General features: G+C 72.1%; 12 protein-coding genes. 2 read left to right on the top strand and 10 right to left on the bottom strand.

Annotated elements, in window-relative coordinates:
• Positions 1–113: 113 nt before the first annotated feature.
• The 10 genes from HGK34_RS18545 to HGK34_RS18500 all read right to left on the bottom strand — a co-directional run bounded on the left by HGK34_RS18545 (position 114) and on the right by HGK34_RS18500 (position 12977).
• Positions 114–2582: a rhamnogalacturonan lyase gene (locus HGK34_RS18545; RefSeq protein WP_244666927.1), complete on the bottom strand. Its 2469-nt coding sequence runs from the start codon at positions 2580–2582 to the stop codon at positions 114–116.
• A 192-nt stretch (positions 2583–2774) separates the two neighbouring features.
• Positions 2775–3470, bottom strand: a complete 696-nt coding sequence (locus HGK34_RS18540) for a hypothetical protein (protein WP_201850149.1) — start codon at positions 3468–3470, stop codon at positions 2775–2777.
• 2 nt (positions 3471–3472) lie between these two features.
• Entirely contained in the window at positions 3473–4516 is a 1044-nt protein-coding gene (locus HGK34_RS18535) for a carbohydrate ABC transporter permease (protein WP_201850147.1), read from the bottom strand.
• Positions 4516–5469: a carbohydrate ABC transporter permease gene (locus HGK34_RS18530; RefSeq protein WP_201850145.1), complete on the bottom strand. Its 954-nt coding sequence runs from the start codon at positions 5467–5469 to the stop codon at positions 4516–4518. Before HGK34_RS18530 ends, HGK34_RS18535 begins: the two co-directional genes overlap by 1 nt.
• Positions 5466–6806: an ABC transporter substrate-binding protein gene (locus HGK34_RS18525; protein WP_201850144.1), complete on the bottom strand. Its 1341-nt coding sequence runs from the start codon at positions 6804–6806 to the stop codon at positions 5466–5468. The genes HGK34_RS18530 and HGK34_RS18525 overlap by 4 nt, the downstream gene beginning before the upstream one ends.
• 218 nt (positions 6807–7024) lie before the next feature.
• Positions 7025–7834 carry a cupin domain-containing protein gene (locus HGK34_RS18520; protein WP_201850142.1) on the bottom strand — a complete coding sequence of 270 codons (810 nt, stop codon included), beginning with the start codon at positions 7832–7834 and terminating at the stop codon, positions 7025–7027.
• A 50-nt stretch (positions 7835–7884) separates the two neighbouring features.
• Positions 7885–8961, bottom strand: a complete 1077-nt coding sequence (locus HGK34_RS18515) for a DUF6807 domain-containing protein (protein ID WP_201850139.1) — start codon at positions 8959–8961, stop codon at positions 7885–7887.
• A complete protein-coding gene (locus tag HGK34_RS18510; protein WP_201850137.1) occupies positions 8958–10097 on the bottom strand; it encodes a Gfo/Idh/MocA family protein in 1140 nt (379 codons plus the stop codon). Before HGK34_RS18510 ends, HGK34_RS18515 begins: the two co-directional genes overlap by 4 nt.
• 179 nt (positions 10098–10276) lie before the next feature.
• Positions 10277–11839 carry a mannitol dehydrogenase family protein gene (locus tag HGK34_RS18505; RefSeq protein ID WP_201850135.1) on the bottom strand — a complete coding sequence of 521 codons (1563 nt, stop codon included), beginning with the start codon at positions 11837–11839 and terminating at the stop codon, positions 10277–10279.
• A gap of 124 nt (positions 11840–11963) precedes the next feature.
• The gene (locus HGK34_RS18500; RefSeq protein WP_201850132.1) at positions 11964–12977 is read right to left on the bottom strand and encodes a LacI family DNA-binding transcriptional regulator; all 1014 of its coding nucleotides are present in this window, start codon (positions 12975–12977) and stop codon (positions 11964–11966) included.
• A gap of 144 nt (positions 12978–13121) precedes the next feature.
• Between HGK34_RS18500 and HGK34_RS18495 the strand changes: the two genes are divergently transcribed.
• On the top strand, positions 13122–14684 hold the full coding sequence (locus tag HGK34_RS18495; RefSeq protein ID WP_201850130.1) for a glucuronate isomerase: 1563 nt from the start codon (positions 13122–13124) through the stop codon (positions 14682–14684).
• A gap of 157 nt (positions 14685–14841) precedes the next feature.
• Positions 14842–16086 (top strand): D-mannonate dehydratase ManD, encoded by a 1245-nt coding sequence (manD, locus tag HGK34_RS18490; RefSeq protein ID WP_201850128.1) that lies wholly within the window; start codon positions 14842–14844, stop codon positions 16084–16086.
• Positions 16087–16153 lie beyond the last annotated feature (67 nt).

Below are 16153 nucleotides of genomic sequence, written 5' to 3'. Positions count from 1 at the left end.
ACCGACCACACGCCAAACCCCCGACCACGGCCACGGCGGCGGGCCGATGTCCGGGGCCAGGATGCCGACCCGGATACCCCGGACGACCGCCGCCGCCCGGGACGATGACCGGCTCAGCCCACGGCGTTCGGCGGCAGCGGGACCGTGGTCCAGTCCGTGTCCGTCGCCAGGTAGAAGCTCGGGTACGACGGCTGGTTGTAGGTGGTCTGCTGACGCGCCACCTCGACCCGGTACTGCGGGTCGTGCATCAGCGTGTACAGCTTCACGTCGGAGACCTCCGTGGACAGGTACAGCCGCAGCGCCGACGAGTCCTCGGAGCGCACCAGCACCTCCTCACGCCAGTCACCCAGCACGTCCGCGACGAGCGACGCGTTGCCCTTGGTGTAGTTGTTGGTCAGCGTCCCGTCCAGGGTGCGCAGCGTCCCGCGCTCCCGGTCCACGATCCGCGGCGTGGCGCCGACGCCGCCGTCGAGGATCTGCGTGGAGCCGTCACCGGCCCAGCGCACCGACGCGTTGGTGCCCATCGTCTCGGACGAGACAACCTCTCCGGATGCGGACAACGTCCCCGATCCGAGCGTCCCGTCGGGCATCGACGCCCACACCTCGATGCCGGGCACCTCCGGGTGGACGTCACCGATCATGGACCGTCCCGTGTCCCGGCCGGAGTAGGTCCCGAACAGCACCTCGCCGGTCGCGGCGTCGCGCATCGCCTGGCCGTACGGCGCCCAGACGCCACCTTCGTGGCAGGTCCAGATCTCCAGGCCCGGCCGCGACGGGTCGATGTCGGTCACGGCCATCGCGTCGCCGTGGCCGAGCTTCGCCCAAGCGCCGGGATCGGCGGACCCCTCCGGCATCGTGTCGTAGGAGGAGTACAGCAGGGAGCCGTCGTCGTCGAGCGTCGCGGAACCGTACACGATCTCCTGCCGCCCGTCCCCGTCGACGTCGGCCGCCGACAGCGAGTGGAAGCCCTGGGTCGTCAGTGTCCCCCACTCCTCGGACGTCCCCTCGACGCCGTGCGGGCTGTCGTTGAACGGGTTCGACATGGGCGCGTGACCGGAGTCGGCGTACCAGCGCTCGTGCAGGCGCCGCCCGTCCCAGTCGTAGGCCACGAGCGTGGTCCGCGTGTAGTACCCGCGCGCGAAGATCGCGCTGGCGTTCTGCTCGGGACCTCCCAGGTAGGCGACACCCGACAGGAAGCGGTCGACCCGGTTGGCCGGCTCGATCCGGCTCATCGCGTAGTCGCCCCACAGCAGACCGTCGTCGCCGCGGCCCGGCTTGTAGTCGATGGTCTGCAGGTCGCGGCCGGTGGCGCCGTCGAACACCGTGAGGTACTCCGGGCCGGTGATGACGAAGCCCTCGAACTTCCGAAGTTCGTTGCGTCCGGAGCGGGAGGGCGCGTAGACGTCGATGAAGTAGTCGGCCGCGGCGTGCGCGTCGTCGTCGGACAGGGGGTAGTCCCAGCGCGGTTCGATGCCCCAGGCCTCCTCCAGCGTGGCCGGCCACCGGCCGCTGGTCACCTCCTCCCGCTCCGACCAGCCGGCGAGTACGCCGGTCAGGTACTCGGCGTAGTCGTCGGCGGAGAAGCGGTAGTCGTCCGTGTTCCGCACGCCCGCGCGCCGGTCGTCGCGGGGGATGCCGATGTACGACGTCGGTCCCTGGCGGCCGTGGCGGTACCGGGTGACCGTCGTCCCCGGCGCGGTCTTGATCATGAGTTCCGCCGAGCCGTCACCGTCGAAGTCGTACACGGGGAACTGCGCGTAGTGCGCCCCGGAGCGGACGTTGACGCCCATGTCGATACGCCAGAGCTGGGTGCCGTCCAGCGTGTACGCGTCGAAGTAGGTGTTCCCGGTATAGCCCTTCTGTGAGACGTCCTTGGAGTTGGACGGGTACCACTTCACGACGATCTCGTAGTCGCCGTCACCGTCGAGGTCCGCGACCGACGCGTCGTTGGCGCTGTAGGTGTACTCCTCCCCGGCGGGGGTGACGCCGTCGGCGGGGCGGTTCAGCGGGATGTCCAGGTAGTCGTCGGCCCAGGGACGGGCCGTGCCGGAGGGGCCGTCGCCGCTCAGGGGCCGGACGACGTACCGACTGTCCGCCGTGCCACCGGCGTCGACGTAGTTGGTGGAGTCGGCGACCGTGGCGATCCGCCGGCCGTCGCGGTAGACGGCGAAGCGGGGGCCGGTCATGCCGGCGTCGGTGGCGCCCGTGACCTCGGTGCCGAGCAACCGCCAGCTCAGGAACACGCCCTCGCTGGTCGCGGCCGCGACCAGCCCGCGGTCCAGGTCTTCGAGGGTGGCGCCGTCCCGGGGCGCGCCCGGCCCTCCGCCTCCGTGGCGCCCCGGCCAGGAAGACCGGGCCGCGGCCAGGCCGGACGACGCCAGGCCGGACGGCGCCAGGCCGGACGAGCCGGACAGGGACAGACCCGACGACGTCGAACCGGACAAGACCGATCCGGCCGACTCCTGCACGGACATGGGCGGGTAGGACGGCGGAGCCGCCTGGGCGGGCAGGGCCGCCGCGGTGACGACCAGGGCGATCCCGGCCGCTGCCGCTGCCCCTGCCCTGTTGGACGAGGATGACATCGTTGTACTCCTTGCCTGTCGGGGTGGTGTGAACTCTGGGACCGCTCGACCGGGCAGCGGCGCGGACGGGCCGCGGCCAGGCGACTCGCGGCCTGCACGTGCCGGCGCGGCATCACGCGGGCCGAGCGGTCAGGTGGTGCCTCGGGCGCAGGCCGACCGGTCGGGCGGCGCCTCGGGCGGAGGCAGGCCCTGCTACGCCTCAGGAGACGCGGAACCAGGTGGCCGTCCTGCGGGGACGCCCGTGCGAGTGGTCTCACCTCCGGCCGCCCGCCGTGGCCGGGTTCCGGCGCGGGCCTCGACGGCGACGACGGCCAGGCAGAGCAGGCCGCCGACGACGGCGATCAGCGGGGTGAGCATCCAGACCAGGAGCCCGCACAGGCCCAGTGCCACGAGCAGCAGGAGGGATCCCGCCGGATCCTTCCCGGCGTCTCGCATCCCGCCCGCGACCAGTCCACGGGCGGTGCCCCACGCGCCGTCGCCGAGCCGCGGCCAGGCCCCCGCCGTCCGGAGGACGACGACGGCCGCGACCGCGCCGGCGGCGAGGCTCGCCCCGCGCACCGCCGCACCTCCCGGCAGCATGCCCGACGCCGCGATCTGCGCGTTCACGCCGAGAACCGCCGCCAGGACGACGCCGGCCACGCCGAGGAGCCACAGGGCACGCACGGCATCCCACCAGTCACGGGCGAATCGCCCGATGTCCGTGCCCCGCCCGGCCAGGTGCCGGCGCAGGTGAGCGGTACCTGCCGCGAGCGCCGCCGGAAGGGTGACCACCGGGAGGCTCGCGACGAGGACGTAGATGCCGACGAGCAGGCACTCGGCGAGCAGCGCGAACGTGTCGGCGAAGGTGCGGGTGGAGCGGGGCGGCGGTGCGTGGGTGGAGGTGGTCATGGTCAGCCCTTCAGTCCTTGCGTGGCGACGCCTTCGACGAGGTACCGCTGGAAGATGACGAAGAAGAGGATCACGGGGACCAGCGCGAGGACGGCCATGGCCATCTGGGCGCCGTAGTCGGACACGGAGGTCTGGTCCACGTAGGCGCGCAGCGCGATGGGGAGCGTGTAGAGGCTGGGCTTCTTGAGGTAGAGCAGCGGGCCGAGGAAGTCGTTCCAGGACCAGATGAACGCGAAGATCGAGCTGGTGATGATCGCGGGGCGCATCAGCGGCAGCATGATGGACCGGAAGATGCGGAAGTGCCCGGCCCCGTCGATGCGTGCGGCCTCGTCCAGTTCGCGGGGCAGGTTGCGCATGAACTGGACCATGAGGAACACGAAGAAGGCCTCGGCGGCGAGGAACTTTCCGGCCAGCAGCGGTACGTAGGTGTTCACCAGGCCCGCGGAGTTGAACATGATGTACTGCGGGATGATCACCACGTGGGTGGGCAGCAGGAGTGTGGCGATCATGATCCCGAAGAAGACGCGGCGGCCGGGGAAGGTGACTCGGGCGAACGCGTAGGCGGATACCGTCGCGGACAGGACCACGCCGATCACGCTGAGCACGCCCAGCAGGGTCGAGTTCCAGAAGAAGCTCCAGAACGAGACGCCGCCGATGCCGCCGAACGCGGTGGCGAAGTTCGAGACGGTCCAGGTGTCGGGGATCAGGTCGATGTTGCCGATGATGTCGTTGCTCGGCTTGAACGCGGACAGCACCATCCATGCGGCCGGGTAGAGCACCACGACCAGGAGTCCGAGGGCGACCACGTGGAAGGCGACGGCCTTGGCCAGGCGGCTCGGCGGGGTGCGGCGACGCCGGACGGCGGCGTGTCCGGGGATGTGGCCCGCGCGGAGGGCAACCGGTCCGGTGACCGGCTCGGCAGCGGCCTCCTCGCTGGGCCCGGTGGTCGTCCTCGCGGCCGGGCGGGAGTGCGGCCGGGCGGTGGGCTCGGGACGCGTCCCGGCGGTCGCCTCGGCGGTCGCCCCCGGGTTCGGTTCGGTTCTCATCAGTTCTCCTCCCCCGAGTAGTGCACCCAGGCGCGGGAGGTGCGGAACATCAGTGCGGTGATGACGCCCACGACGAGCACCAGCACCCACGCCATGGCGGAGGCGTAGCCCATGTCGAACTGGACGAAGCCCTTGGTGTACAGGTAGAGCGTGTAGAAGTTCGTGGAGTCGGCGGGGCCCCCGGTGCCGCCGGAGATGATGAACGCCGAGGCGAAGACCTGGAACGAGTGGATGGTCTCCAGCAGCAGGTTGAAGAACAGCACGGGCGAGAGCATCGGCAGCGTGATGTTCCAGAACTTGCGCAGCGGGCCGGCGCCGTCCATGGACGCCGCCTCGTACAGTTCGGCGGGGATCTGCTTGAGCCCGGCGAGGAAGATGACCATCGGTGCGCCGAACTGCCAGACGGCCAGCAGGATCATCATGGGGATGGTCATGTCGGGGTTGCCGACCCAGCCGCCGGCGGGGGCGCCCACCGTCTGCTGGATGCGGTCGACGACGCCGTCGTCGATGAACATCGCCTTCCAGACGATCGCCACCGAGACGCTGGCGCCCACGAGGGACGGCACGTAGAAGGCCGACCGGTACCCGCCCTGGCCGGAGAACTTCATGTTGAGCAGCATCGCGACGGCGAGGGCGGAGGCGAGCTTGACGGGCGTCCCGATGAACACGTACAGCGACGTGACCTGAGCCGACTTGAGGTATCGCGCGTCGGAGAACATCGCGGTGAAGTTGTCCAGTCCGATCCAGGTGGGCGGACGGAACAGGTCGTAGTCGGTGAACGCCAGGTAGAGCGAGGCCAGCATGGGCCCGGCCGTCAGCAGGACGAAGCCGAGCAGCCAGGGGCTGAGGAACGTGTAGCCGGCGGCGACGTCCGCGCGGCGCCGCGCGCCGGAGCGGCGGGGCTCCGGGCGCGCGGCGGCGCGAGCGGGCGCGGCGGCGGTGGCGGCGCTCACGACTGGCCGACGTTGCTCTCGGCGAAGGCGAACCACTGGGTGACGAACTCGTCGACGCCGATGTTGCCGTAGGCGAGTTCCTCCCCGAGACGCTTGTACTCGGCCTCGATGGCGCCGAAGCCCTCGACCGGGATGGGGGCGGGCTCGGTCACCAGGCCGGCGACGTCCTCCTCGAACGTGACCACCTTCTCGTCGACCGAGCCGGGCTCGACGTCCATCGCGTCGCGCTGTGCGGCGACGGCCGGGTTGCCCTTGCTGGTGCCGAAGATCGTGCCGACCTCGGGGTCGTTGATGAGGTAGTCGATCAGCGCGGCGGCGGCGGCCGGGTGTTCGGTGCCTGCCGACGCCGACAGCAGCATCGACGGCTTCCAGAACATCTGCGGGCCGTTGTCCCCGGCGGGCATGGGCAGCATCCGGATGTCCTGCCCGGTCTCGGCGACGTACCCGGCGAGGAAGTTGTCCCAGCTCATCTCGGAGGCGGCCTCGCTGACCGTGAACCCGCCGAGCGGCTCGATCTGCTTGGTCTTCTCGATGGGGTAGAAGACGCCGGAGTCGCGCGCGTCGCTGCCGAGCTCGAGGAACTCGGCCATCTGGTCCTGCGTGAAGCCGAGTCCGCCGTCGTCGGTGAACGGCTCGACGCCCTGCTGGATCAGCCACTGGCAGAAGAACCAGAAGGTGCCGGTGTAGTCGGCGGTGCCGTAGATCGCGGGGTCCTGCCCGGCACCGGCCTTCTCGACCTCGTCGACGAATGCCGCGTAGTCGTCCCAGGTGTACCCCTCGGCGGGCGGTTCGACGCCGATCTCGTCGAGCACGTCGGCGTTGTAGAACAGGGCGAGGGTGTTGGTGCTCGTCGGGATCCCGTACTGGGCGCCGTCGATCGCGCCGGCCGTGAGGAGCTGCTCGTCGAGCCCGGAGACGTCGAGGGTGGTGTCGAACGCTGCGGAGAGATCGGCGAGCTGGCCGGTCCCGCCGTACTGCCGCAGGTAGGACAGGTCCATCTGCATGACGTCCGGCAGGGAGCCGCTGGCGGCCTCCGTGTTGCGTGCCGGCCAGTAGTCGGGATACGCGATCCAGCTCGTGTCGACGGAGATGTTCGGGTGCTGCTTCTCAAAGCCGGCGACCGCTTCCTCGTACTTGTTGGCGCGGTCGTCGTCGCCCCACCATGCGAGGGAGAGGGAGATCTCCTCGTCGGGGTCGAGTTCGTCGGAGAAGCCCGCGCCGGCGCTGCTTCCTCCGGAGCAGGCCGTGAGCGCGAGCGCCGACGCCGACGCGAGTGCGATCCCGGCCGCCGCGGTGCGTACGGGCCGGCTGGCGGCAGCCGTGCGGTCGATCCTCATTGGAGCCTCCTTGCTCACCCGGGGTCAGCACTGACCCCGGAGGTTCGTCTCGAATGCGGAACCTTCCTCCGATCCGCAGGAATTGAAACGATACAACACGGCTGGCAAGCGCTGTCCATACCTGACGAGCCTGTTTTTGATAAAGATTTGGTGACAAACCTGCCAGCGGATGGGCAGGATGGCGGGTCAGCCGGGGCGGCGCACCCCTCGGACCCAGGTCAGCGCGTCGTCCAGACGCGGAGCCGCCCGCACATGCCGTACCGGCGGGGGCCGGGACGCGCGTCGGCGACCGCCACGGCCCCGCGCATCAGGTGCCCGACGGCGCCCGTCCCTGCCTGTTCGCCGTCCTCCGGCCGCGGGGCGTCGAGCCCGGTGCCCGCCAGCGCGTCGAGTGCGCGGTCGGTGTCGGAGGCGGCACGGGCGACCGTCGTCGTCCACAGCCGACGCCATTGCCGCGCGCGGTCGCCGACCAGGCGGGCCGCGGCCGCGTACAACGGCTCGAGCGCCTCCGGCCCGTTCGAGGAGACCGCGTCGCGCAGCGCCACGTACCCCTCCAGCGCGAGATCCCGGCGCGCTCGCGCAGCCGCGGCCACCGGCGCGTCCTCGGCCAGGTCATCAGCCATGCCGCCGGCACCGGCACCCGACGGCTCCGGCAGGCCCGCCGCCGCGCGGTACGCATCGGGAGTGGCCAGGACCTGCGGCGGAAAGGTCATCACCGCGTCCCCCGCCTCGGGCAGGCCGGCGTTCGACATGACGACCAGGACCTCCAGGTCTCCGTCGTTCACAGCCCGGTGGATGACACCGGGCGAGAACCACACGATCCGGCCAGGCGCCAGGTCGTGCGTGGCGTATCCGTCGGGCCCGAGCGTCTCGACCCGCCCGCGCCCGCCGAGCACCACGTAGGCCTCGGTCGACGTCGTGTGGAAGTGCGGGGTGCCGGAGCCGCCCGGCGCGTCCGGCGCGGACCAGTCGTACACGCGCAGGTGGGAGACCGAGGTCCCGCCGGGGAACACCGGTGCGTCCGCCATGTCGATCGCCTTCCTTCTCTTCGCGGGGTGCGGGCTCCCGGCCGGTGCGGTCAGCCGTGCTCACCACGGCCGGAACCTGCGGGCCCGGGCCAGGCCCGGCCGAGCTCACCGCGGCCCAGCTCCGCCAGGCTCTCCGCACGGCCCACGTCCGACGCGCCGTCGGCCACGACGACCGCGTACTCGAACACCAGCGTCTCACCGGCGGCGAACGGCACCTCGGTGCTGAAGAAGGGGGCAGGGCAGATGCAGCAGAAGGGCGCGGCCCGCACGAACCACTGCGGCGTGCCACCGGGATTGGTGCCCGGGTCCACCATGAGAACGGTCGAGGCGGCCGATCCCCCCTCGGGACCGGGAGCGGCGCCGTCGTGCCGGCCGACGATGCCCATCCACTCGAACCGCTCTCCGCGCACCTCCTCGGCGTCACCGGAGAAGCCGGGGGCGAGGACCACACCTTGGGTGAACGACCTCGGGCCGCGCCAGAACAGCCCGCCGTAGCCCGCGTTCTCGCGGCCGTTGGTGGTGGGGCTGCCGATGTCGAGCGATCCACCGGTCACGTTCGTCATCTCCGAGCGCCAGGTGAGGACCCAGGTGTCGTCGAGCACGGCCGCCCGCACGGACCGGCGCTCCCGGACGACGACGTCACCGGGCGCGCTCCCGGCCGGGCCGCCCGGACCGTACGTTCCGTCCGGGCCCGGCGGCTCCCACCCCTGCGGTGTGGCGCGCCAGGCCAGGTCCTCCCGGAACCCGCCCGCGCCGTCGTCGGCCCAGACGCTCACGAACCGCTCGTGCTCCTGCGTGCCGTCGTTCGTCAGGTTCCGGTACCCCTGGTCACGCACGTACGTGGGTCCACCCCAGAAGTTCCACGGCCCGACGTTCGGCAGCGACCAGGCCATGCCCTTGTGCCACACGTGGTCCCACGGCCGGTAGGCGCTGACCTCGCGCCCCTCGGCCGTCCGGATCGGGTGGAAGTAGGGACGGGGCGACTCGTACTGCACGTCACCGGGGCGGTAGACGTAGGTGAACAGGTCGCAGTTCAGCGCCGTCCCGTCGTCGTCCAGCCGCACCCCGGCCGGCGTCGTGGTCCCCGCGCCGCCCGAGTCGCCGGGCTGCTGCCACGGCTCGCTCATCGGGCCACCTCCCCGGCCGCTGCGGGGAGATCCTTGACCGGTTCCCACCCGGGCCCGGTGCCACGCATCGAGGTGTAGAAGGGGTCGCCCGGGCCGATCTGACCCGCCTGGACGGGGCGGCCCGTGAACGCCGACCGGTAGATCGCGGCCGCCAGTTCGAGCGTGCCGCGCGCGTCGGCCACGGTCACGGGTGGCGCCTCACCCGCTGCCAGCGCCCGGTAGGTGGGGATGAACTGCGCGGTGTGCCCGCTCGGCAGCGCTTCCGGCTCGGGAGCCCAGTGCCGCGCGACGTCGTCCTGGCCTGCGCCCGGCGTGAACGTCCAGTTCTCGTCCGAGTAGCCGTAGACGTGCGACAGCTCGACCGTGGCCTTCTCGGTGTCGAACCGCAGGTCGGAGGTCTCGCGCGGAGACAGCAGGCTGTTCGTCACGCTGGCCATCGCCCCGCTCGCGAACCGCACCATCGCCATCGAGACGTCCTCGGTGTCGACCTCGCGGGCCAGGCGCCCGGCCATCGCGGAGACCTCGGTCCAGTCCCCGAGGACCGCGAGCAGCAGGTCGAACTGGTGGATGCCGTGACCCATCGTCGGCCCCCCACCCTCGGTGTCCCAGCGGCCCCGCCACGGGACGTCGAAGTACGCCGGCGGCCGGAACCAGAGGGTGTCGCAGGTCGCGACGAGCGGGCGGCCCAGCGCGCCGTCGTCCAGCAGCCGGCGCAGCCGGAGCGCGCCGGCGCCGAACCGGTGCTGCACCACCTGCGTGAACCGCGCGGTACCTGCACCCGTCCGCGCTGGGGCCGCCGACTTCTCCGCCTCGGCGATCCGGTCCAGCTCGGCCAGGGACAGCACCGCCGGCTTCTCGACGATCACGTGCACACCGGCGGCGAGCGCGGTGAGCGTCGCATCGAGGTGAGCACCGGGAGGGGTGCAGACGTGCAGCACGTCGGTCTCGCCCAGCACGTCGTCCAGGGAGGTTCCGTGCCGTGGCACGCCGTGCTCGGCGGCGAACGCCGCGGCCCGGTCGGCGTCGATGTCCACGGCGTGCGTGACCTGCGCGGAGATGCCGTGGTCTCCCAACGCTCCGATCGCGGTCGCGTGCAGTCCGGCGATGCCGCCGGTGCCCAGAATCGTCGTTCTCATGCGGGTACTCCTGTCGTCGTCGACTGCCCGTTCGATGCGATTCGCCATGACCCTACTCATGGCGCCGTCAAGATGGAAAGGGCTTTCCATCACTCGTTCGCCGTGGATCCGTGGTGAGGTCGTGGGTGGGGCTGGGCCGGCGCCTGCGGGGCCATGCGCACCCCGGCCCTTCCGGTGGGCTACACGGGAACCGCCTCCTGGACCGCGGCCAGCAGGGCGTCGCTCGTGGCCGGGAGCAGTCCCGGAAGCGCGATCAGGCGTCGCACCGCCTCGTCCGCGCCGCCGGGCCCGGTCGCCATGTCCGAGCCGCCCACCACCTCGGCCAGCTCCGCGGCACGGGGATCGTCGACGCCGTCGCAGGATCCGCCCGGGACGTCGGCCCCCTGCCCGGCGGCGGCCAGCGTCCGGCGCACGACGAACCGCGCCCAGGACGCGAGACCGAAGGCCAGCCCTGCCGGCACGCGGCCGGCGGCGAGGGAGTCGGCCAGGACACCGCCCCAGCGGAACGGGATCTTCTGCGTGCCGTCCATCGCCACCTGGATCGTCGTGTGCCCGGTGTGCGGGTTGGCGAAGCGCCGGAGGATCTCTTCGCCGTAGGCCCGCAGGTCCGTGCCGTCCGGCGGAGCGAGCGTGGGCAGGGCGTCCTCGAACAGATAGGTGCGCGCCCGGGCGGCGATGCGGGGGTCCGACACGGCCTCGGCGATCGTGGCGTGACCCGCGAGCGCGCCCGCATAGGCGACCAGGGAGTGCGTCCCGTTCAGCAGGCGCAGCTTCGCCTGCTCGTACGGGGCGACATCCGAGGTGAACGTCGCCCCGGCAAGCTCCCAGGCGGGCCGCGGGCCGGCGAACCGGTCCTCGATCACCCACTGGGAGAACGGCTCGCCCACCACGAGCCCCTCGTCACGCAGGCCCAGAGCCCGCTCCACGGCGTCGCGCTGGCCCGGAGTCGTGGCGGGGACGATGCGGTCCACCATCGAGCACGGGAACGTCACGCGCGAGTCCAGGTAGGCGCGCAGGTCATCACCCTCCGCACCGGGCAGCGCCACGTCGACGGCCTGGCGCACGAGCCGCTCCAGAACCCGCCCGTTCTCGACCATGTTGTCGCAGGTCAGCACTGTGATTGGAGCTCCTCCCGCACGGTGCCGCGCGGCCAGGCCGCGCACGAGCAGCCCGATCGCCGACGACGCGGGAACCACCGGCGGGTCCTCCACCCGGGAGGAGAGCACCGCCCCTTCGGCCGCCAGGACGTCGAGATCCGGCCGCACGCGCTCGACGTCGAGGCCGCCACCGGGAAGCTGGGCGTAGCCCTTCTCCGTGATGGTCAGGGTGACGACGTGAGTGGTGGGCGCGGCCAGGGTGGCCAGCACCCGCCCGGTCTCCTCGGCCGGGTAGGCGACGTCGACCACCGCTCCCACGAGGTCGAGCCGCAGGTCCTCACCGACCGCGAGGCCGGGGGCGCCCGCGTCCCGGCCCGTGCCGGACGGTGCCACCGCGCCTGCCGTGAGCACGCCGTACACCCCGCCCTGCGGGCGAAGCTGATCACGCACGGCGGCCGATCTCTGGGTGACGCCGAGGATCCCCCAGGTCGGGTCGTCGGCCGCCGCCATCGCGCGCTCCGTGTAGACGGCCTGGTGAGCGCGGTGAAAGGCGCCGATCCCCAGGTGCACGATCCCGACGCGCCCCGGGTCAACCGGTGCGGCCGTCTCGCGTGGGAGAGCTCCTCGCCGGAGCCTGTCGGTCATGGCGTTCCTCCTGGGTCGCGGATCGTGGACAACGGGCGAAGGCCGGGAGCTCCTGGCCGGACCGCCGCCGGCCCGTACCCTGCGGGCGGCGCGCCGCGAGCCCGGACACGACGGGCGGCCGTGCTCACGGACCGGGCACCTCCGCGGGGGCCGTCCCCGCCGAGCCGCGGATCACCAGCTCCACGGGAAGGCGCGAACCGGTCGCCGTGGCATCCCTCAGGCGGGCCAGCAGCAGGTCGACGGCGCGGCGGCCCAGCCGGTCCAGCGGTGCCCGCACCGTCGTCAGCGCGGGAGTGACCAGCGTCGCGAGCGGGACGTCGTCGTACCCGACCACCGACATCTCTTCGGGAACCTCGATGCCCCGCTGCCGCAGCCGGTCCAGGACACCGAGCGCCATCAGGTCGTTGAAGACGACGACGGCGGTCACGCCGCCGGCCAGCGCATGGTCCGCGGCCTGGGTACCGCCTGCGAACACCGGACGGAAGTCACCCAGCTCGACGATCTGGACACCCCAGCGCTCGGCGGCCGCGTGCAGGCCGGCGACCCGGCGCGCGCCCGACCACGACGCCGCCGGGCCGGCCGCGATGCCCACTCTCCGGTGACCGAGAGAACGCAGGTGACCGACGATCTGCGCGGTGCCGTCGGCGTCGTCGAGCGTCACGGCGGGGATCTCGGGTGCCTCGTCCGCCTCGTCCGCCGGGAGCTCACGGTTGAGCAGGACAGCGGTCACGCCGTCGAGCACCTCGCGCAGAACCGTGGCGTCCGCACGTGGCGACGCCACGAGCAGGCCGTCGGTGCGGGTCGCGAGCGCGCGCAGGAGCTCGGGCTCGGCGTCCGGGTCCTCGTCGGAGTCGGCGACGAAGACCTCGTAGCCCTCCGCCCGCGCGCGGGCCTGGACGGACTTCGTGACGGCGGCGAAGAACGGGTTCGCGAGGTCCGGGACGAGCAGCCCGACGGCGTGGGTACGCCCCGTGCGCAGGCCACGCGCCACGGGGTGGGGGCGGTAGCCGAGCCGCTCGGCGGCCGCCAGGACGCGCCCGCGGGTGGCCGGGGAGATCTTGCTGCGCGGATCGAAGGAGCGGGAGACCGTCGAGATCGAGACGCCCGCGTCGCGAGCGACGTCGTGCACCGTTGCCATGACACCTCCTCGTGACCGACCTGTTGCGCGAACGTTTGCACAATACGCCATTGCCGCGCAACCGCCAGATGTTGCCTATCGATGCCTCAACGGTGTCGGGTACTATGCAAACGTTCGCACGGCAACGACGCCCTGGAGGGCCGCATGACCGAATGGACCCTGCACCCGGATCGCGCACTCCCCGCCGACCCGACCACCCGTCCCGTCGCCCGCGAGATCTACGAGACCACCCAAGACCTCCCGATCGTGTCGATGCACGGGCACGTCGACGTCGCCGCCTTCGCCGACGACACCCCGTTCCCCGACCCCGCGCAGCTCTTCGTGGTCCCGGACCACTACCTCACCCGGATGCTCGTGTCTCAGGGCACGCCGCTGCCCGCGCTGGGTGTCGGGCCGTCGGGGACGCCCGGCCTGGAGACCGACCCTCGCGCCATCTGGCGGCGGTTCTGCTCCGGGTGGAAGCACTTCCGCGGGACCCCCACCCGGTACTGGCTGGAGCACGAGCTCGTCGAGATCTTCGGGGTGACCCAGCGGCCGTCGGCCGAGACCGCCGACGCGATCTACGACCAGATCGCCGCGCGCCTCGCCGAGCCCGGCTTCCGCCCGCGTGCCCTCCTGGACCAGTTCCGCATCGAGACGATCGCCACGACCGACCCGGCCTGGAGCGACCTGGCCCAGCACCGGGCACTGGCCGCGCAGCTCGGGAGCCTGGCCGACAGCACTGCCGGTGCGGTCACCCGGACGGGTGGGGCATCCGCCGACGGTGGCGGTGGCGGCGACGTGGCGTCCGGGGCCGTGCCCACAGGATCGACCGTCGCCACGCTCCCGGCGCCGCGCGTCGTGCCGACCTTCCGGCCGGATCCCCTGCTCCACCTGGACCAGCCCGCCTGGCGGACCGACATCGACCGCCTCGCCGCGGCCGCCGACACGCAGATCGGCGACTATGCCGCATACCTCGCGGCACTTCGCGAGCGGCGTCGCGCGTTCGTCGCCGCCGGTGGCAGCGCGACGGATCACGGCCACCTCAGCGCGGACACGACGCCACTGCCCGACGACGTGGCCGCCGACGTCTTCGCCCGCGCGCTGGCCGGTGCCGGCGTCACGGCCGCCGAGGCCGCCGCGTTCTCCGGGCACATGCTGTTCCAGATGGCGGCGATGTCGTGCGAGGACGGCCTGACCATGCAGCTGCACCCGGGCGTGCTGCGGAACCACGACCCGGAGCGCCTGGCGATGTTCGGCCCCGACAAGGGGTACGACATCCCGGTCGTCACCGAGTACACGAACGCACTGCGTCCCGTGCTGGAGGCCTTCGGGCACGCCGAGAACTTCCGGCTGATCGCCTTCACCGTGGACGAGGACGCCTTCTCCCGCGAGCTGGCACCGCTGGCCGGGGTGTACCCGGCGCTGCGGCTGGGCGCACCGTGGTGGTTCCTCGACGAGCCGGACGCGATGCGCCGGTTCCGCGAGGCGGCCACGGGTACCGCCGGGTTCTCGAACTTGTCGGGCTTCGTGGACGACACCCGCGCGTTCTGCTCGATCCCCGCACGGCACGACCTGGCGCGCCGGATCGACGCGGGCTACCTGGCGCGGCTCGTCGTCGAGCACCGGCTCGACCTCGACGAGGCTGTCGACACCGCCTCCGACCTCGCATACCGCCTGCCGAAGCAGGCCTACCCGACCCCGGCCGACGCACCGGCCGGCGTCTGACGGCCGCGGTGCGGGCTCACCACGAGCCCGCACCTCGTCGTGACCGGCCAGGCGTGCCAGGCTCCCGTCGCAGCACCTGCCGCCCAGCCACCCCCGGCCACCTTGCCCGCCGGCTCGGACCCCGCCCGGCGCAGCCCCCGTGAGGAGAACGGTTCCCATGTCCCGTATCGATTCGGCCGAGGTGATCATCACCTCCCCCGGCCGCAACTTCGTCACCCTCAAGATCACGACGTCGGACGGCGTCGTCGGTCTCGGCGACGCGACGGTCAACGGGCGCGAGCTCGCCGTCGCGTCCTATCTCACCGACCACGTCGCGCCGCTGCTGATCGGCCGCGACCCCGCGAACATCGAGGACACCTGGCAGTACCTGTACCGGGGCGCGTACTGGCGGCGCGGCCCGATCACGATGGCTGCCGTCGCGGCCGTCGACGTCGCACTCTGGGACATCAAGGCGAAGGTCGCCGGGCTGCCCCTGTACCAGCTCCTCGGCGGTGCGTCCCGCAAGGGTGCGCTCGCCTACGGCCATGCGTCCGGCACCACCACCGAGGCCCTGTTCGACTCCGTCCGCAACCACCTCGACCTGGGATTCCGGGCGATCCGCATCCAGACCGGCGTCCCGGGCCTGGGCCAGGTGTACGGCGTGGCGGGCGACCAGCGCCCGGGGCAGCGGTACGACTACGAACCGGCCAGGCGGAACGTGGTGGCCGGCCGCGCCCTGCCGGTCGAGGAGGAGTGGGACACGGCCGCGTACCTGCGCCACATCCCTGGTGTCTTCGAGGCGGTGCGTCACGAGTTCGGCCCAGACCTGCCGCTCCTGCACGACGGCCACCACCGCATGCGCCCGATCGAGGCGGCGCGGCTGGCCCGGGACCTGGAGCCGTACCGTCTGTTCTGGCTGGAGGACGCCACCCCCGGCGAGGATCCCGACGCCCTGCGCCTGATCCGGCAGCACTCCACGACGCCGCTCGCGATCGGCGAGGTGTTCAACACGGCGTTCGACTACCAGACCCTCGTCACCGAGCGGCTCATCGACTTCGTGCGCTCGGCCGTCACGCACACCGGTGGCATCACGCACATGAGGAAGCTGCTCGACTTCGCCGGGCTGTACGGCATCCGCTCGGGCATGCACGGGCCCACGGACGTCTCACCCGTGGGCATGGCCGCCGCCCTCCACCTCGACCTGGCGATCCACAACTTCGGGATCCAGGAGTACATGAAGCACAGCGACACGACGCTGGAGGTGTTCCGGACCTCCTACACGTTCACCGACGGGCTGCTGCACCCGGGGGTGAATCCCGGCCTCGGGGTGGACCTGGACGAGGACCTCGCGGCACGCTTCGAGTACACCCCCGCGTACCTGCCCATCAACCGCACCCTCGACGGAACGGTCCACGACTGGTGAACTCCGCCCCCCGCAGACATCCGGACGCCCTGCCGGACAGCGCTTCCCCTGTCTCTTATACACATCT

This window comes from Myceligenerans indicum (assembly GCF_016742955.1).
GTDB lineage: Bacteria > Actinomycetota > Actinomycetes > Actinomycetales > Cellulomonadaceae > Myceligenerans > Myceligenerans indicum.
Note: the sequence above shows the minus strand (reverse complement) of the source record. Positions and strands in the feature narration are given on the sequence as shown.